General features: G+C 61.3%; 16 protein-coding genes. 11 read left to right on the top strand and 5 right to left on the bottom strand.

Annotated elements, in window-relative coordinates; genetic code table 11:
* Positions 1-174: 174 nt before the first annotated feature.
* Positions 175-657, top strand: coding sequence for a MarR family winged helix-turn-helix transcriptional regulator (locus AAE484_RS10975; protein ID WP_341938434.1), 483 nt, complete (start codon positions 175-177; stop codon positions 655-657).
* Between the two features lie 32 nt (positions 658-689).
* Here AAE484_RS10975 and AAE484_RS10970 read toward each other — a convergent pair whose 3' ends face one another.
* The gene (locus AAE484_RS10970; protein ID WP_341938433.1) at positions 690-917 is read right to left on the bottom strand and encodes a DUF2970 domain-containing protein; all 228 of its coding nucleotides are present in this window, start codon (positions 915-917) and stop codon (positions 690-692) included.
* A gap of 42 nt (positions 918-959) precedes the next feature.
* On the opposite strand from AAE484_RS10970, the gene AAE484_RS10965 reads away from it, so the two are divergent.
* Together AAE484_RS10965 and AAE484_RS10960 are read left to right on the top strand one after the other, a co-directional pair.
* Complete coding sequence (locus AAE484_RS10965) at positions 960-1,661, top strand: RluA family pseudouridine synthase (protein WP_341938432.1); 702 nt, start codon at positions 960-962, stop codon at positions 1,659-1,661.
* Positions 1,662-1,675: 14 nt separating this feature from the next.
* The gene (locus AAE484_RS10960; RefSeq protein ID WP_341938431.1) at positions 1,676-2,461 is read left to right on the top strand and encodes an ion transporter; all 786 of its coding nucleotides are present in this window, start codon (positions 1,676-1,678) and stop codon (positions 2,459-2,461) included.
* 22 nt (positions 2,462-2,483) lie between these two features.
* Here the strand turns inward: AAE484_RS10960 and AAE484_RS10955 are convergent, their stop codons facing one another.
* The 3 genes from AAE484_RS10955 to AAE484_RS10945 are packed head-to-tail and all read right to left on the bottom strand — an operon-like array spanning position 2,484 to position 4,246.
* Positions 2,484-2,819 carry a chaperone modulator CbpM gene (locus AAE484_RS10955; RefSeq protein ID WP_341938430.1) on the bottom strand — a complete coding sequence of 112 codons (336 nt, stop codon included), beginning with the start codon at positions 2,817-2,819 and terminating at the stop codon, positions 2,484-2,486.
* Positions 2,820-2,821: 2 nt separating this feature from the next.
* Entirely contained in the window at positions 2,822-3,784 is a 963-nt protein-coding gene (locus AAE484_RS10950) for a DnaJ C-terminal domain-containing protein (RefSeq protein WP_341938429.1), read from the bottom strand.
* A gap of 33 nt (positions 3,785-3,817) precedes the next feature.
* Complete coding sequence (locus tag AAE484_RS10945; RefSeq protein ID WP_341938428.1) at positions 3,818-4,246, bottom strand: secondary thiamine-phosphate synthase enzyme YjbQ; 429 nt, start codon at positions 4,244-4,246, stop codon at positions 3,818-3,820.
* A gap of 194 nt (positions 4,247-4,440) precedes the next feature.
* On the opposite strand from AAE484_RS10945, the gene AAE484_RS10940 reads away from it, so the two are divergent.
* The 6 genes from AAE484_RS10940 to AAE484_RS10915 all read left to right on the top strand — a co-directional run bounded on the left by AAE484_RS10940 (position 4,441) and on the right by AAE484_RS10915 (position 12,531).
* Positions 4,441-6,915 (top strand): glycoside hydrolase family 3 protein, encoded by a 2,475-nt coding sequence (locus AAE484_RS10940; protein WP_341938427.1) that lies wholly within the window; start codon positions 4,441-4,443, stop codon positions 6,913-6,915.
* Between the two features lie 511 nt (positions 6,916-7,426).
* The gene (htpG, locus tag AAE484_RS10935) at positions 7,427-9,328 is read left to right on the top strand and encodes a molecular chaperone HtpG (RefSeq protein ID WP_341938426.1); all 1,902 of its coding nucleotides are present in this window, start codon (positions 7,427-7,429) and stop codon (positions 9,326-9,328) included.
* A gap of 165 nt (positions 9,329-9,493) precedes the next feature.
* The gene (ihfB, locus tag AAE484_RS10930) at positions 9,494-9,787 is read left to right on the top strand and encodes an integration host factor subunit beta (RefSeq protein ID WP_341938425.1); all 294 of its coding nucleotides are present in this window, start codon (positions 9,494-9,496) and stop codon (positions 9,785-9,787) included.
* Positions 9,788-9,853: 66 nt separating this feature from the next.
* On the top strand, positions 9,854-10,153 hold the full coding sequence (locus AAE484_RS10925; protein ID WP_341938424.1) for a LapA family protein: 300 nt from the start codon (positions 9,854-9,856) through the stop codon (positions 10,151-10,153).
* 5 nt (positions 10,154-10,158) lie between these two features.
* The gene (gene lapB / locus AAE484_RS10920; RefSeq protein ID WP_341938423.1) at positions 10,159-11,343 is read left to right on the top strand and encodes a lipopolysaccharide assembly protein LapB; all 1,185 of its coding nucleotides are present in this window, start codon (positions 10,159-10,161) and stop codon (positions 11,341-11,343) included.
* A gap of 204 nt (positions 11,344-11,547) precedes the next feature.
* The gene (locus AAE484_RS10915) at positions 11,548-12,531 is read left to right on the top strand and encodes a malate dehydrogenase (RefSeq protein WP_341938422.1); all 984 of its coding nucleotides are present in this window, start codon (positions 11,548-11,550) and stop codon (positions 12,529-12,531) included.
* Between the two features lie 140 nt (positions 12,532-12,671).
* Here the strand turns inward: AAE484_RS10915 and AAE484_RS10910 are convergent, their stop codons facing one another.
* A complete protein-coding gene (locus tag AAE484_RS10910) occupies positions 12,672-13,571 on the bottom strand; it encodes a D-hexose-6-phosphate mutarotase (RefSeq protein WP_341938421.1) in 900 nt (299 codons plus the stop codon).
* 144 nt (positions 13,572-13,715) lie between these two features.
* Between AAE484_RS10910 and rapA the strand changes: the two genes are divergently transcribed.
* Both rapA and AAE484_RS10900 read left to right on the top strand, forming a co-directional pair.
* The gene (gene rapA, locus AAE484_RS10905; protein WP_341938420.1) at positions 13,716-16,640 is read left to right on the top strand and encodes an RNA polymerase-associated protein RapA; all 2,925 of its coding nucleotides are present in this window, start codon (positions 13,716-13,718) and stop codon (positions 16,638-16,640) included.
* Between the two features lie 22 nt (positions 16,641-16,662).
* Complete coding sequence (locus AAE484_RS10900) at positions 16,663-16,944, top strand: hypothetical protein (protein WP_341938419.1); 282 nt, start codon at positions 16,663-16,665, stop codon at positions 16,942-16,944.
* Positions 16,945-17,022 lie beyond the last annotated feature (78 nt).

Genomic DNA, 17,022 nt, shown 5'->3' with positions numbered 1-17,022 from the left:
TTGCCAACCGCCGCCAGCACCCCCCAGCTTCACTCTGCCGCTTCCTTCCCCGACTTGCTGTCACTGGCTGGTGTAACCTGAAATAATTGTTCGTTCAATTAAACTCTGGCAAGATACAGTGGTTTAGCGTTTTGGCGTTTGTCGCCCCACCGTTTCAACCTGGAAGAGGGATGTATGCTCGGCTCTGATCGCCCGGTCACCAAGGGTTTCCACCTGCACAACAGTTTCACCTTCTGGATCGCTCGCCTGGCCGGTGCCATGCGCGAGGCGTTCAATAGGGAGCTGGCCGAGCATCAGGTCAGTTGGCCTCAGTGGATGATTCTCAACGTGCTTTTCCACGATCTGGCGGAAACACCCGCGCAGATCGCCGATAACATCGCGGTGGATCGCTCGGCCGTCACCCGGTTACTGGACCGGCTGGCGGAGAAACAGCTGCTAGAGCGGGTGCACGATGGCCTGGACCGGCGCTCCGTCAAGATTCACCTGACACCGGCCGGTAAAACCCTGGTTGAAGAGCTCAACCGGGCGGCGGAGAGCCACCAGAACCGCTTTCTGAATCAGCTTCATCCCACGGAATTGCGGGCGTTCAAGGGCAATATCCAGAAGATGCTGCGCGCGGCCGATATTGATTCGATGTCGCTCTGGCGCCACGTCTAGCGCTTTCATCACTGCAGCACTGCGGCTGAAAATCACATGCCGGCATTGGCCAGCACCAGACGAACGACCAGTACCACGACCACGACAAACACCACCGTAAAGATGATGCCGGCCAGGACATAGGGAACGATGCTGCCCCCTTTGAAGTCGCGCTCCCGGTTCTTGCTGCTCTGCACCCCAAAGGCCGCGGCCAGTGTGCTGAGCACGATCTGAAAAAAGCCGGGCCGTTGCGGTTTGTCGTCGTCTTTGCCATTGTTCATAAAACAGTCCAGTAAAATCCGAGCCTTGGGTCTCTATTCATCATGACACGATCGACTAACCAAGAGGTGGCCAACCAGAAGGCGACTGACCAACTGACGGTATTGCCAACCTGCCATGAGCCGTTGGAGATTCTACGCCAGGATGAGGCCTTTGTGGTGGTCAATAAGCCCAGCCGGTTGCTCAGTGTGCCTGGGCGCAGCACCTGGAACCGCGATTGCGTCATCGAGCGGTTGAGAGTGGACTTCCCGGGGGTTCACGCCGTGCACCGTCTGGATTTTGATACCTCCGGGCTTTTGGTGGTGCCGCTCGATAAGCCCAGCCTCTCTCATCTCAGCCGGCAATTTCAGGCGCGTCAGGTTCGCAAAACCTATATTGCCGTCGTGCACGGCTGGGTCGAGGCGGAGGAGGGGCGCATTGAGGAGCCGATTGCCCCGGACGCCGACAACCGCCCCAAATCCAAGATCTGCGCCGGGGGCAAACCGGCGGTGACCGACTACCGGGTGCTGGAGCGCGATGCGCAGGCCAACACCACCCGTCTGGCGCTCTATCCGGTCACCGGCCGGTCGCACCAGTTGCGCCTGCACTGCCGCGCGCTGGGGCATCCCATCCTCGGTTGCGATTTTTACGCCCCGGAGGTGGTCCGACAGATGGCCGATCGGCTGCTGCTGCACGCTTCCGAGCTGGAGTTTGCCCACCCCGTGAGCGGTGACCGGGTCCAGTTCCATTGCCCTGCGCCGTTCTGAAAGGGGGGGGGGCGATGAATGAGCCGGTGGTTCCTACCCCTACGCTATCCTGGCGCCGGCGCCTGTTCCGCCAGCTCGAGCCCGAAGCCTGGCCGGCGGAAGGGCTCTCGCGCCTGAATCGATTCATCTGTGTGCTTATCCTGGTCACCGCTTTTGCGGCCATTCTGGAAACCGAATCGAGCATTCGCATCGGTCGGGAATCGTGGTTTCTGGCGATAGAGTGGGTGGCCGGCAGCCTGTTTGTGATCGAATATCTGGCCCGGGTCTGGGTGGCGGTGGAGGACCCCCGCTTCCGGCATCCGATCCTGGGTCGCCTGAGGTACGTTCTGACATTCCCGGCTCTGGTTGATCTGCTCGCCATTCTGCCCCTGTTTCTGGGGCTGGTGGGTATGGAGGCGCTGTTCATGCGCCTGATCCGGGTGTTGCGCATACTGCGCCTGGCTCGCTTGGGGCGTTTTTCCGTTGCCCTGCGCGCTCTGGGGCAGGCGGTCCGGGCCCGCCAGTTTGAGCTGTACGTCAGTTTTGGTCTGGCACTGCTGGTGCTGTTGTTTTCGTCCATGATGCTCTATCTGCTGGAAGGCGGGCTGCAGCCCGAGGCCTTTGGTAGTATCCCCAGAGCCATGTGGTGGTCGGTCGCCACCCTGACGACCGTCGGCTACGGCGATGTTTACCCCTTGACCGGAATCGGGCGCTTCTTCGCCGCTCTGACGGCATTGTCGGGGATCGGCATCATTGCCATGCCCACAGGCATCATGGCGGCGGCGTTCAGCGAGGCGATGCAGAAGAACCCCCGTCGCTGAGACCGCTGAGAGAGAGTCGGCTTTAACGTTCCCGTCCCAGTTCCAGCGCTTCCAGTTGGCGCAACCGGCTGCGCAGCTGCTCGGTTTCTTCCAGCAGTTCCAGCACCAGGGCCACGCCGGCCAGGTTGAGCCCGAGGTCCCGTTGCAGGTTCACCGCCTTGCGCAGGCGCAGCAGACTCACCCCGGTAAAGGTCCAGCGCGTGCGGGTCGGCTCGATCGGATCGAGCACGCCCTCATGCACCAATTCCACAATGAAGTCGGCTTCCACGCAGCAGGCACGGGACAGGTCGCCCAGGCTCAGCTGTACTTCCTCCTCGAGTATCGGACCACTCAGGCCTTTTTCGGTCACAGGACTCATGATCAGTTCTCCAGGTGTGAGCGCGGGTTGAAGTCAGACAGCTCGGCCATGCGCTGATAGAGTGCTTTGGCCTCTTCGGTATGGGCCGGAGGCAAGGCGATGCGAATCTGGGCGTAGAGGTCGCCGGGCGGCTTGCCGGGCAGGCCCCGCCCCTTGAGGCGCAGCTTGTGGCCACCCTGAGTACCCGCCGGGATTTTCAGGTCGACTTTGCCCTCTGGTGTCGGCAGCTTGACCTTGGTCCCCAGCGCCGCCTCCCAGGGCGCGAGCGGCAGATCCAGGTACAGGTCCCGCTCCTCCAGACGGTAAAGCGGGTGCTCCCGGAACTCGACCTGCAGGTACAGGTCGCCACCGGGGCCTCCACCCGAGCCGGGCGAGCCCTGGCCGGAGAGGCGGATGTTCTGGCCCGGCTTGATGCCTTTGGGAATTTTGACGTTGAGCGTTCGCGGTTTCATCTGTACCCGTCCGCTGGCGTCGGTCTCGGGGTGACGCAGCGTGATCTGGCGGGTGGCGCCGCTGAAGGCATCCTCCAGATCGATCATGATCTTGGCGTGGTGATCCTCTCCCCGGCTCTGGAAACCGCCGCGACCTCTCTGGCCGCCGCCAAAACCGCCACCGGCGAAGCCACCGCCGCCGAACAGGTTTTCGAAAAAGTCGCTGAACTGGCCGCCCCCCATGTCGGTGAAGCCGCCGCCGCTGAACTCAAAGCCCGCGTCCCAGTCGGGCGGTGGCTCAAAGTCCTGGCCGCGCTGCCAATTGCTGCCGAGCTGGTCGTAGGCGGCCCGTTTCTCCGGGTCTTTCAGTACCTCGTAGGCCTCTCCCAATTCCTTGAACTGGTCTTCGGCCCCGGCCTCCTGATTAACGTCCGGGTGATATTTGCGCGCCAGTTTGCGGTAGGCGCGTTTGATCTCATCCTGGCTGGCGTCGCGCTCGACGCCGAGCACCTTGTAATAGTCCTTGTATTCCATAGCGTTCTACCCCGTGAAGCCGGTCTTTCAATGTTACTGGTGTGGTTCGCCCTGAACCGTGGCGACCAGCGAGCGGCTGCCCGCCCGGTTGCGGTGTTCGCACAGGTACAGGCCCTGCCAGGTGCCCAGGTTCAACTGCCCGTCGGTAATGGGTACCGTGACGCTTGCTCCCAGAATGGAGCATTTGATGTGGGCCGGCATGTCGTCGTCGCCCTCGTAGTCGTGTTCGTAGTAGGGCGCCCGCTCGGGCACAAATTCGTTGAAGTGCCGCTCCAGGTCGCCGCGAACCGTTGGATCGGCGTTTTCGTTGATGGTCAGCGAGGCGGAGGTATGCTGCACAAACAAGTGCAACAATCCGCAACGCAGATGGTCAATCGGGGGCAGGGCGTCCATCACCTCCCGCGTGATCAGGTGAAAGCCCCGGCGCTTGGGTGCCAGACGGAATTCGGTTTGCTGCCACATAGTTTGGAAACCTCAATTTCGGTGTTTTGATCAGTATAGCTGGTCACTACCGGTGATCTTTGGGCGACAGACCCGGGAATCAAGCGTGATTGCAATCACAGCATTGACAGCGCTGTCTTTTTCTCCGGTTTCCTGTGCTAGAATGCGCGGATTGTAACCGTTTTCATTCAATAACACCCGGAGCCGCTGTCGTCATGTTCAATTCCTCCCGCCCCGTTACCTGGCCCCACCTGAGCAGTGCTCTGGAGCCTGACCCCAAGGTCGAGGCGCGGATTGATGGGCTTCTGGAGCGGATGAGCCTGGAACAGAAAGTCGGGCAGATGATCCAGCCCGAAATCAAGCATGTCACGCCCCAGGATATCCGCGACTATCATCTGGGGGCGGTGCTCAACGGCGGCGGCAGCGTTCCCAACGACGATCGCTACGCCCCGGCCGCCGACTGGGTCGCGCTGGCGGACAGCTTCTGGCAGGCCTCCATGGATGAGAGCGAAGGCCGCTTGCCCATCCCCATCATGTGGGGCACGGACGCTGTGCACGGTGTGGGCAACCTGGTGGGAGCGACGTTGTTTCCCCACAATATTGCGTTGGGCGCGGCGAATAATCCCGGCCTCATTCGCCAGATCGGCGCGGCAACGGCGCGCGAGATCGTCGCCACCGGTCTGGACTGGGATTTCTCCCCCACCGTGGCGGTGGCCCGGGATGATCGCTGGGGGCGCACTTACGAATCCTGGTCGGAAGATCCCGACCTGGTGCGCGCTTACGCCGGCGAGATGGTGCGGGGGCTGCAGGGCGAGGGTGGCCTGCAGAGCGAAGGGGGAGGAGAGTGCCTCGACGATCGCCACGTTATTGCCACCGCCAAGCACTTTATCGGTGACGGCGGCACCGTCAACGGCATCGATCGGGGCGACAACGTCGATTCCGAAGCGCAGTTGCGCAACATTCACGGTGCCGGTTATTTCAGCGCCATTGAAGCGGGCGTTCAGGCGGTCATGGCCTCTTTCAACAGCTGGCATGGCGAGCCGCTGCACGGGCACTATCATCTCCTGACCGAGGTGCTGAAAGAGCAGATGGGCTTTGACGGCCTGGTGGTGGGAGACTGGAATGGCCATGGCTTCATCCCCGGCGCCGAGGTGCTGAACTGTCCTCAGGCGGTCAATGCCGGTCTGGACATCTTCATGGTGCCGCACCCGGACTGGAAGACGCTGTTTCACAATACGGTCGAGCAGGCGCGCGAGGGCGTTATTGCCCAGAGCCGTATTGATGATGCGGTGCGCCGCATTCTGCGGGTCAAGTTGCGCGCTGGCCTGTTCGAGCGGGGCGCGCCCTCCACGCGCGCCCTGGCCGGCGACTCTTCGGTGCCAGGGGCCCCCGAGCACCGGGCCATCGCCCGCCAGGCCGTGCGCGAATCGCTGGTGCTGCTTAAAAACCGCAACCAGTGCCTGCCCCTGAATCCCAGGCAGCGCATCCTGCTGGCCGGCGATGGCGCCGACAATATCAGCAAGCAGGTGGGGGGCTGGTCCATTACCTGGCAGGGCACCGGCACCAGTATGGATGACTTCCCCGGTGCCACCACCTTGCGCGCGGGTATCGAAGCGGTCGTGAGTGAGGCCGGCGGTGAGGTGATTGTCAGCCCCGAGGGTGAGTGCGATCGGGAGGTGGACGTTGCCGTGGTGATTTTTGGCGAGGACCCCTACGCCGAAATGCAGGGTGACGTCCAGAATGTCCAGTACAAGCCGCGCGATACGCGCGACTGGGAGCTATTGAAAAAACTCAGGGCCCGCGGCCTGCCGGTGGTCTCGCTGTTTATCACCGGTCGCCCCCTCTGGGTCAATCGCGAGCTCAATGCCTCGGATGCGTTCATGGTGATCTGGCAACCGGGCACCGAGGGCGCGGGCGTCGCCGACGTAATGTTCACCGATGCCGACGGCGAGATCCGCTATCCGGTCCAGGGCAAGCTGAGCTTCTCCTGGCCGAAGCGGCCCGATCAAGCGCCACTTAATATGGGCGAACCGGGTTACGATCCACTGTTTCACTGTGGTTATGGGCTGAGCTATGGAGAATCGGGCAATCTGCCGGACAATCTGTCGGAAGAGGGGCTTCAGTTGAAAGAAGCCGATGACGTCTGGGAGCTGTTCAAAATGCGCCCGCTGGATGCCTGGCAGATCGATGTCGAGGGTGGCAAGAACGACAAGTTCACCATGAGTGGCAACCGCGTGAGCGCCTCGACCATCACGGTGAGCGCCGTGGACCGCGAGGTTCAGGAAGACGCCCGCCAGGTCATCTGGAACGGTGAAGGCTACGGTTCGGTGGCGTTGGCCACCCGCGATCGGCAAGTGCTGACCGACTACTGGCACAACGGCGGTGCGCTGGTGGTGGACTTGAAAGTGGATCGGGCACCGACCGAGCCGGTCATCTGGCAGTTGGGCTGTGGGCCGTCGGCGATTTCGGCGGTGGATGTGACCGGGGAGTTGCGCGCGCTGGCGGGGCAGGGGTGGCAGACGCTGGTCGTCCCCCTGGACCGCTTCCCGGATGTGGGCTCGGACTTTGGTCTGGTGCTGCCGCCCGAGGAGTTCTTCACCCGCGTTCTGGAGCCGTTCAGCCTGGCCACAGACGGCGAGCTGGACCTGACGTTCTCGGGGGTTCGGATTGAGAAGCAGGCCGGCGGATAGAGCTTCAACAGGCTTTGGGTGGTTGATTCGACGTCCGGCCCGCTTCGGGGTGGACTGTCCCAAGACACGTGGCAAGTACATCCCTGTAACTCGTCAACACTAGTCCCGCGGTTGACGGTCTTGGAACAGTCCACCCCAAATCGGTCCTCCGAACTCCGTAGAATCCACCGAGGAAGCCCTACAAGCTCACTGGAGGGGCAAAGGCACTAGTTCCCGAGTCTCGAAATCTGGCACCGCGGAGGGAGGGTATACCTCTCCGAGACCGTCACCGACAGGATGTCGGTGGAGAGCCCCCAGGGATGGGTTCACGGCGTGTCTCGGAGAGGTATACCCTCCCGCAGCACTAAACGGCGGAGCTCCAACCCCAGCCACCAAACCCAACACCCGGCCAATCAAGCCCCCTTGATATTCCCGCCAACGCCCCCATTTCCCATCTACCGAATTGAACCCCCCGACCAGTGATGGTTGGGGAGCGTGTTTAATCCCATTGATACGACAGGAGCCAAACCCCATGACCGTGGATGCCCAGAAAGAAACGCGTGGCTTTCAGACCGAAGCCAAACAACTGCTGCACCTGATGATCCACTCCCTCTACTCCAACCGGGAGATCTTTCTGCGGGAGCTGATTTCCAACGCCTCTGACGCCGCCGACAAGCTGCGCTTTGAAGCGCTGGAAAACGACGAACTCTACGAGGGCGACAGCGACCTGAAAGTCTGGGTCAGCGCTGACAAGGAAGCCAACACCCTGACCATCCGGGACAACGGCATCGGCATGACCCGCGATGACGTCATCGAGAACCTGGGCACCATCGCCAAATCCGGTACCGCCCAGTTCATGCAGAATCTGACCGGCGACCAGAAAAAAGACTCCCAGCTCATCGGGCAGTTTGGTGTCGGCTTCTACTCCTCCTTTATCGTGGCCGACAAGGTCGTGGTGACCACCCGCCGTGCCGGTGCCCCGTCCTCTGAGGGCGTGCGCTGGGAGAGTGAAGGCGAAGCCGAGTTTGTGGTCGAGACCACCGAGAAGGCCGAACGCGGCACCACCATCGAGTTGCACCTGCGCAAAGACGCGGAAGAGTTCGCCGATGAATGGCGTCTGCGCTCGATCGTGAAAAAGTATTCAGACCACATCGACATTCCCGTGGTCATGCAGAAAATGCAGACCTCCGAGGAAGACAAGGACAAAGAGCCTGAGGACGAAGTGGTCAACACCGCCACCGCACTCTGGACCCGCTCGCGCTCCGATATCAGCGAAGAAGAGTACAAGGAATTCTACAAGCACATCAGTCACGACTACGCCGACCCCCTGACCTGGAGTCACAACCGGGTGGAAGGCAAGCTGGACTACACCAGCCTGCTCTATGTGCCCGAGCATGCGCCTTTTGACCTGTATAACCGCGACGGCGCCCGTGGCCTGAAGCTCTACGTCAACCGCATCTTCATCATGGACGACGCCGAGCAGTTCCTGCCGTTGTACCTGCGTTTCATCAAGGGCGTGGTGGATTCCAAGGATCTGTCGCTGAACGTCTCGCGCGAGATCCTGCAGAAAGATCCCAACATCGACACCATGCGCTCGGCCCTGACCAAGCGGGTGCTGGACATGCTGACCAAGCTGGCGAAAAACGAGCCTGAGAAGTACGCCACCTTCTGGAAAGAGTTTGGCCAGGTGCTGAAAGAAGGGCCGGCCGAGGATTTCGCCAACCGCGAGAAAATCGCCAAGCTGCTGCGGTTCTCCACCACGCACACCGACAAGGCCGATCAGGATCAATCGCTGGATGACTACATCAGCCGCATGCAGGAAGGGCAGGACAAGATTTACTACATCGCGGCGGAGAACTTCAATACCGCGAAAAACAGCCCGCACCTGGAAGTGTTCCGCAAGAAGGGCATCGAAGTGCTGTTGCTGAGCGATCGCGTCGATGAGTGGTTGATGAGCCACCTGGCCGAGTACGACGGCAAGGCCTTCCAGGACGCCGGCAAGGGCGAGCTGGATCTGGGCGAGCTGGACAGCGAAGACGAGAAAAAGGCACAGGAGAAGCAGGCCGAAGAACTCAAGCCGCTGATCGAGCGGGTTAAAAAGGCGCTCTCAGACGAGGTGGCCGAGGTGCGCATTACCCACCGCCTGACCGAATCGCCCGCCTGTGTAGTGGTCGCCGAGCACGAAATGGGCGCCCAGATGCGCCGCATTCTCGAGCAGGCAGGGCAGGCTCTGCCGGAAACCAAGCCCAGCTTCGAGATCAATCCGGAGCACCCGCTGGTGCAGAAGCTGGACAAGGAGGCGGACGAGGACCGTTTCGCGGATCTGGCCAAGGTGCTGTTCGATCAGGCCAACCTGGCCGAGGGCACCCAGCTGGAAGATCCGGCTGCCTATGTGCAGCGTCTGAATCGGCTGTTGCTTGAACTGAGCCACTAACCGCGAGCCCCGGGCAGCGCTATTGACCGGCGCTGCCCGGCCCACCCCTTGCTTGTCTCCCAAGTACGTTATAAGCTAAGCCTAAGTTGTTGAAATTGGACAAAAATAAGTGCAGGTAGCACGGGGCGCATCAGCGCTCTCGAATCCAATAACAGGGCAGATGCCATGACCAAATCGGAACTCATCGAGTACATTGCCGAAAAGCAGGACCAGCTGCCGGTAAAGGACATCGAACTGGCGGTGAAGCTGATCCTCGATCACATGTCTGACGTGCTGTCATCCGGTGAGCGTATTGAGATACGCGGTTTTGGCAGTTTTTCCCTCCACTACCGGGCTCCGCGCATGGGCCGCAACCCCAAAACCGGAGAGACCGTCGAACTGGAAGGCAAATATGTCCCCCATTTCAAGCCGGGTAAGGAGATGCGCGACCGTGTCAACGAAAGCCTGCAAGATTATTGAGCCCGCGGCCCCACTGGCCTCCGGCCCGCTTGATCCAATCCCCCGTCTGGCAGAGGTAACCCCGGCATGAAGGCCATTCTTCGCTGGATCAAAATCGCTGCGCTGGTGCTGGCGTTTGTGCTGGGTGCCTGGTTTGCGCTGGAAAACGGCACTGTGGTGCCGGTGAGTCTCTTCGGGCTGTCGTTGCCCGGTCTGTCTCTGGGTATATGGCTGCTTCTGTTCACCGGCCTGGGAGTGCTCCTGGGCTATGCCTTCAGCATGCTCTCCATGCTGCCGCTGAAACGTCGCCTGCGGGCGCGGGAGCGCCAGCTGGCGCGCAGTGAGAAAGAGTTGACCCAACTGCGATTGCAACCCATTAGAGATTGATTGCTATGGTGGATATTGGCTTGTTCGGCCTGATCCTGGTAGCCATCGCGGCGGGTTTTTTCCTGGGGTGGCGCCAGCGAGGCCGTCGCCTGCAACAGGACAGCCATCACTTTGGTCCCAGCTACTTCAAGGGGTTGAGTTACCTGCTGAATGAGCAGGCCGACAGTGCCGTGGACGCGTTTGTGGAGTCACTGGAGGTGAATTCCGACACACTCGAGACTCACCTGGCGCTGGGCAATCTGTTGCGCCGCAAGGGCGAAATAGCCAAAGCCACCAAAATCCACCAGAACCTGCTGGCCCGCCCCAGTCTGACCACCCCCCAGTTGCACGAAGCCCAGCTGGAGCTGGCCCGGGACTTTGTGCATGCGGGGCTGCTGGACCGGGCCGAGGGGCTGCTGAAGGAGCTGGTGGATGTGAACAGCCAGTACAAGGTGGAAGCGCTGGGCCACCTGGTTGAAATCTTTCAGGATGAGCGCGAGTGGGAAAATGCCATAGAAGCGGCCAACCAGTTGAGTCACCGCCGGTTTGGTCGTGGTTCGGGCGAGCCTGCGGTCGCCCGAGCGCATTTCAGTTGTGAGTTGGCCGAAGACGCCATGGAGCGCAACGATGTACTCGGTGCTCGCCGTCATCTGCACAAGGCGTTGGGGTTTGATCGCCAGTCCGTTCGGGCCAGCCTGCTTCTGGGCGAGCTGGAAAGCCGCCTCGGAAATGATCGCGAAGCACTCAAGGTTCTGCAGCGGATACCGCACCAGGACCCGGAATTGCTGGTTGAGGGGCTGGACCTGGTCTGCACCTGCTACGAGCGGCTGGGCGATCACCGGGGGCTACAGCGCTACCTGCAGGAACTGCTGGCGCAGTATCCGAGCAGCTCTCTGGTGATCAAAATGGCAGAACAGATCCGCTGGGCCCAGGACGATTATGCCGCGGCGGACTTCCTGGGCGACCAGCTGCGCCAGCGACCGACCATCAAGATGCTCAGTCGGCTGGTGGAGCTGCATCTGCTGCACTCGGAGGGGCGAGCCCGCGAGAACCTGCAGTTGCTCAAGCAGCTGGTGGACCAGGTGCTGGAAGCCAAACCCAGCCACCATTGCCGAAAATGCGGGTTCACCGGCAACCAGCTCCATTGGCTTTGCCCCGGCTGCAAAACCTGGGGCAGCATCAAGGCCATCACGGGCGTCGAGGGCGAATAACGGCCGCCGATAGGTGAAATTTTCTGGTAATCCCCTATAATGTCCGCCCGTCAGGCTGCATCGGTTCACTCCCCACAACAAGACAGCCCACAATCCACCTCGACGCCCACCAGGTCGATATGCCGGGCGCGGGTCAACCATTCGTCACCCCGACAGCGGTATGATTCCGACTGTCAGTGAGTTTTTTCAAAACGGAGACACATTGTGAAAGCACCTGTACGAGTTACCGTCACCGGCGCCGCCGGTCAAATCAGCTATTCCCTCCTGTTCCGCATCGCCGCTGGCGAAATGCTGGGCGCCGATCAGCCGGTGATCCTGAACCTGCTGGAAATCACGCCGGCACTCAAGGCTCTGGAAGGGGTAGCCATGGAGCTGGACGACTGTGCCTTCCCGCTGCTCGCTGGTATGAGCTGCTCCGATGATCCCGCCGTAGCCTTCAAGGATGCCGACTATGCCCTGCTGGTCGGCGCCCGTCCGCGCGGCCCGGGCATGGAGCGTAAAGACCTGCTGGAAGCCAACGCCAAGATCTTCTCGGGGCAGGGCAAAGCACTGAACGACCACGCCTCGCGTGACGTCAAAGTACTGGTTGTGGGTAACCCGGCCAACACCAACGCCCTGATCGCCCAGCGCAATGCGCCCGATCTGGACCCGCGTCAGTTCACCGCCATGACCCGTCTGGACCACAACCGCGCCCTGACTCAGCTGGCCCAGAAAACCGGCAAAACCATCAACGACATTACCCACCTGACCATCTGGGGCAACCACTCTTCTACCCAGTACCCGGATATTCACCAGACCAAAGTGGCTGGTACCAATGCCATGGAGCTGGTGGATCAGTCCTGGTACGAGAATGACTTCATCCCCGTGGTACAGAAGCGCGGCGCCGCCATCATCGAAGCGCGGGGCGCTTCGTCAGCCGCCTCCGCCGCCAACGCCGCCATTTTCCACATGCGCGACTGGGCTCTGGGTTCCGCCGAGGGTGACTGGGTCAGCATGGGCGTGTACAGCGATGGCAGCTATGGCATCGACAAGGGCCTGATTTACTCTTTCCCCTGTGTGTGCAAAAACGGCGACTGGGAAATTGTGCAGGGTGTGGAGATCAACGATTTCTCCCGCGCCAAAATGCAGGCCACCGAGAAAGAGCTGCAGGAAGAGCGCGACGCGGTGAAAGATCTGCTGCCCGCGTAAGTGACTTGCCGACCGTAAACCCGTCGTTTATGGATCGGGTAAACGTCGATTAAGTCAATTAAAAAAAGGCCCGCCAATGTGCGGGCCTTTTTTGCTTTTTAGTGCAGGCTGACTTTGGAGTACTTTCTCCAAAACACTGGTTAAATTGCTTTGATTACCAGCCGGCCACTGCGTTTCTCTCCCGGCGCCAGGTGCCAGCCTTCGTCCAATACAGCGCCGCGTTCGATGCAGATAAAACCCTCCTGATTGCCCGGTCCCACATCGGCCATGTTGGCGGCTTTCTCCGGACCGGGATTCCAGGCCACCACGCTGGGGCTCTGTTCCTGGTCGATGCGAATGCGGGGCTGACCTTCAATCACCACCGGGGCCTCAATGGCGGGGAATACCCGATCCACTTCGCCGGAAAATGTCAGGGGGCCGTCCTGGTGTTTCCGGGCATGGCTTTCCAGATTGTCCAGATAGTCGCGGCCCGCCAGTACCGGAACGGTCACTTCGGCCTGGGACGGTACCGGAAAGTAGCTGTGTAGAGCCCAGGTGCAGGTGAAGTCCCGCTCGTCCCGGTTGGTGACGCTCAGCTCCAGGTCAATGCTGTTGCCCAGAACCATACGCAGCTCGGCGGTAAAGGCCTGGGAGCACCGATCGTCCGGCTGGTGGCGCAACTCGAACCGGAGTTCGCAGCGGCCGTCATCACCCTGGGAGACCTGGGTGAGGTGCCAGTCGGAGGTGCGGGCAAAGCCGTGTTGGGGCTTGCTGGAGTCGGAGGGGTGAGGGCCAAACCAGGGCAGACAGATGGGGATTCCGCCGCGCAGCGCCTTGCCGGGGGTGAACTGGCACCGGGGGCTTAGCCAGAGCAGAGGAGTGCCCCCGGCGGGCTCGAACTCCAGCAATTGGGCGCCCTGGGGGGCGACCACGGCCCGGCACAGGGAGGTGGCAATCCGGATCAGGGGCAGCCCTTCTCCACCGGCCTCGGGGTAGAGCTCCCGGCTGGATGTGAACGATACGGCGGGAGGGGGCGCGACTGGAGTGTCTAACTCAAACATCTTGATTCCCATAATAAGCACGATTTGGAATGCTATTTTACGCGAAAAATACTGGTTCGGACCATGGACCGCAATCAGCCTTTGGCATTGAGGGCTGCAGCCAGTATCATGCGCAACCTGAAACAGGCGATAAAAGAGGCACGCGTGAGTCAAGAGCAATATATGATCGGTCAGCGCTGGGTCAGCGACACCGAAGCGGAACTGGGTCTGGGCATTGTGCTGGAAGTGGACGAGCGCCAGGTCACCCTGAGTTTTCCCGCCGCCGCCCAGCGTCGGACCTACGCCCTGCGCAGTGCTCCGGTCAGCCGCGTGCGTTATCAGGTGGATGAGCAGGTCCGTCATCAGGATGGGACCGAAATCACCATTCAGGAGGTGTTGCAGCAGGGGTTGCTGTTGGCCTACCAGGGGGTCACCGCTGAAGGCGAGGAAAAAATGATCCCCGAATTTGAACTGGACAGCTTTGTTCAGTTCAGTACTCCGCGCGAGCGCCTGTTTTCCGGGCAGATCGACAAGTACACGCATTTCGGATTGCGTCACCAGACTCTGGAAACCCTCCACCGCCACCGCCAGAGCCCGGCGTTTGGCCTGAGTGGCCCGCGGGTTCAGCCGCTGCCGCATCAGCTCTATATTGCCAGTGAAGTCGGCCGCCGTCAGGCGCCGCGGGTGCTGCTCGCCGATGAGGTCGGCCTGGGTAAAACCATCGAAGCGGGGTTGATCCTGCACCAGCAATTGCTCACCGGGCGGGTCAAACGCGCTCTGGTCGTGGTGCCCGACAGCCTCCAGCACCAGTGGCTGGTGGAGATGCTGCGCCGCTTCAATCTCAGTTTTACCCTCCTGGATGAAGCACGCTGTCAGGCCATGGCCGGTCTCGATGACATCGACCCCGCGCTCCTGCCCGAGGGGGAGGAAATCACCATTGCCGAGGCCGAAGACAACCCCTTTGAAAGCGAACAGCTGATCATCTGTTCTCTGGAGTTCCTCACCGGCAGTGACCTGCGCTACCAGCAGGCTCTGGAAGCCGGCTGGGATCTGTTGCTGGTGGATGAAGCCCACCATCTGCAGTGGCACAGCGGCGAGCCCAGTGAGGCCTACCGCTGCATTGAAGGCCTCTCGCGGGTGGCCGATGGTCTGCTGCTGCTCACCGCCACGCCCGAGCAGCTGGGTATCGAGAGCCACTTTGCCCGCCTGCGTCTGCTGGATCCGGATCGCTACCACGACCTGGATGCGTTTCTGGCGGAACACGAGCGCTACGAGCCGCTCAATCAGCTGGTGCAACAGCTTCTTGAGGCGCGGGCGGGCGAACCGCCGGCCTGGCCCAAGTCGCTGGAGCGAGAGCTCGGGGCCTTTCTGTCCAAAGGCGAAATCAAAGCCCTGAGCCAGCGCGCCGAAAAAGATCCGGCCGACGCCCTGGACGCCGCCGTCAATCATCTGCTGGACCGGCACGGAACCGGGCGGGTCCTGTTTCGCAATACCCGGGCCTCGGTATCGGGCTTTCCCGACCGTCACCTGCACCTGCATCCGCTGGAACTGGATGATGACGCGCTGCTGGCGCTGAGCGATCGCTCGCTGGAAGACCAGCTCCACCCCGAAACCTTCTGGCCGGAGCACAGCTTTGAAGACTGGTGGCTGGTGGATCCCCGTGTGGCATGGCTGAACGATTTCCTGCGCGCCAACCGCGGCGCCAAGGTCCTGGTGATCTGTGCCAGTGCCGACAGCGCTCAGGCGCTGGAGCTGTACCTGCGTCTGCGCAAGGGGCTGGCGTCGGCCGTGTTCCACGAGCACCTGAGCCTGCTGGAGCGCGACCGCGCCGCCGCCTATTTTGCCGACGACGAAGCCGGCGCCCAGGTGCTGATCTGCTCGGAAATCGGCAGTGAGGGGCGCAACTTCCAATTTGCCCAGGATCTGGTGCTGTTCGATCTGCCGCTCAATCCCGATCTGCTCGAGCAGCGCATCGGCCGGCTGGATCGCATCGGCCAGCAGGGCGACGTGAACATTCACGTGCCACATTACACCGAAACCGCGCAGGAAAATCTGCTGCATTGGTACCATCAGGCGCTGGACGCTTTCGAGCAGACCTGTGCCGTGGGGCGCACGCTCTATGACGAATTCGAGGAGCGTCTGCTGCCCGCTCTGGTCGAGGACGAGGAAGGGGCATTTGACTCGCTGCTGGAGGAAACCCGCGAGCGTGCCGAGACCCTCAGAGCCCAGCTCCAGGCCGGCCGCGACCGCTTGCTGGAACTGAATTCCTGTCAGCCCCAGAGGGCGCAAAAACTTGTGGATCAGCTCCGGGCGCAGGATCAGGACGATACCCTGCCCGAGTATCTGGAACGCGTCTTCGATGCCTTTGGTGTGGACCAGGACGACCACGGCGAGCAGAGCTGGGTGGTGCACCCCAGCGAGCAGATGCGCGTGCCGCACTTCCCCGGCCTGGCGGAAGAGGGCATGACGGTCACCTACGACCGGAACCTGGCGCTGGCGCGCGAGGATATTCAGTATGTCACCTGGGAGCACCCCATGGTTCTGGGTGCCCAGGAAATGATTGCCCACAGCGAGTTTGGCAATACGGCCCTGGCGACCATCAAGTTGCCGGGACTCAAGCCGGGCACGCTGCTACTCGAGGCGCTGTTTGTGCTCCACTGTCCGGCTCCGCCGACCTTGCAACTGGACCGCTATCTGCCGGAAGCGGTTCTGCGGGTGCTGATTGATGCCAATGGCAAGAATCTGAGCGCGGTGCTTGAAGCGGGCAAGCTTGATGGCCTGCTGCAGAAAGTCCCGCGCCCCAGCGCGCAGGATCTGGTCCGGCACGCGCGTCCGCAGTTGGCGCAGATGATGGACAGTGCCGAAGCGCTGGTGGCGCCCCGTCAGGAAGAGCTGGTGGAGCAGGCGCGTCAGCAGGTGACATCCGCTCTGACCGAAGAGCGCGACCGGCTGAAGGCACTGGCGGAGGTCAACCCCAACGTGCGGAAGAGCGAAATCGAGATGCTGGAACAACAACTGGCCGACTCCGGGAAATATCTGAACCGGGCGCAACTGCGCACAGATGCCGTGCGGGTCATTATGACGGTGTAACGCCGACTATTTGAGGACGTTTATGTTTATTTTTTCGGTCAACGCGACCGCCCGGGTGGCACGCGATGATATCGCAGTCGGGGACAAGAAGCCGTTTATTGTCTACATCGATTATGTCGACGGCTTTGGTGCCGAGCAGCTATGCAAAGTCTACTTGATGCGCGCCGGCTTTACCGACATTGAAATCGAAAAGCGCAAGGACGTCTCGGAAAGCCTGCGCAATGATCAGCGGGTCATTGACGCCGACAAGGCCATGAAAGCGGCCATTGAAGGCGGCTATATGATTCAGATGTTTGACGAGTAGGGCACAAGCGCGTCAACCAAAGCGCAGCCATTAAAAGCAGCTATAAAAAAGGGAACCCCGAGGGGTTCCCTTTTTTAT

It is taken from the genome of Marinimicrobium sp. C2-29, from assembly GCF_038419845.1.
Taxonomy (GTDB): domain Bacteria; phylum Pseudomonadota; class Gammaproteobacteria; order Pseudomonadales; family Cellvibrionaceae; genus Marinimicrobium.
Note: the sequence above shows the minus strand (reverse complement) of the source record. Positions and strands in the feature narration are given on the sequence as shown.

Excerpts from the sequence above, each read along its gene's own strand:
- AAE484_RS10965 (WP_341938432.1), top strand. The coding sequence starts at position 960 with ATGACACGATCGACTAACCAAGAGGTGGCCAACCAGAAGGCGACTGAC.
- AAE484_RS10960 (WP_341938431.1), top strand. The coding sequence starts at position 1,676 with ATGAATGAGCCGGTGGTTCCTACCCCTACGCTATCCTGGCGCCGGCGC.
- ihfB (WP_341938425.1), top strand. The coding sequence starts at position 9,494 with ATGACCAAATCGGAACTCATCGAGTACATTGCCGAAAAGCAGGACCAG.
- AAE484_RS10945 (WP_341938428.1), bottom strand. The coding sequence starts at position 4,246 with ATGTGGCAGCAAACCGAATTCCGTCTGGCACCCAAGCGCCGGGGCTTT.
- AAE484_RS10940 (WP_341938427.1), top strand. The coding sequence starts at position 4,441 with ATGTTCAATTCCTCCCGCCCCGTTACCTGGCCCCACCTGAGCAGTGCT.
- AAE484_RS10925 (WP_341938424.1), top strand. The coding sequence starts at position 9,854 with ATGAAGGCCATTCTTCGCTGGATCAAAATCGCTGCGCTGGTGCTGGCG.
- AAE484_RS10970 (WP_341938433.1), bottom strand. The coding sequence starts at position 917 with ATGAACAATGGCAAAGACGACGACAAACCGCAACGGCCCGGCTTTTTT.
- AAE484_RS10955 (WP_341938430.1), bottom strand. The coding sequence starts at position 2,819 with ATGAGTCCTGTGACCGAAAAAGGCCTGAGTGGTCCGATACTCGAGGAG.
- lapB (WP_341938423.1), top strand. The coding sequence starts at position 10,159 with ATGGTGGATATTGGCTTGTTCGGCCTGATCCTGGTAGCCATCGCGGCG.
- AAE484_RS10900 (WP_341938419.1), top strand. The coding sequence starts at position 16,663 with ATGTTTATTTTTTCGGTCAACGCGACCGCCCGGGTGGCACGCGATGAT.
- AAE484_RS10975 (WP_341938434.1), top strand. The coding sequence starts at position 175 with ATGCTCGGCTCTGATCGCCCGGTCACCAAGGGTTTCCACCTGCACAAC.
- htpG (WP_341938426.1), top strand. The coding sequence starts at position 7,427 with ATGACCGTGGATGCCCAGAAAGAAACGCGTGGCTTTCAGACCGAAGCC.
- AAE484_RS10950 (WP_341938429.1), bottom strand. The coding sequence starts at position 3,784 with ATGGAATACAAGGACTATTACAAGGTGCTCGGCGTCGAGCGCGACGCC.
- AAE484_RS10910 (WP_341938421.1), bottom strand. The coding sequence starts at position 13,571 with ATGTTTGAGTTAGACACTCCAGTCGCGCCCCCTCCCGCCGTATCGTTC.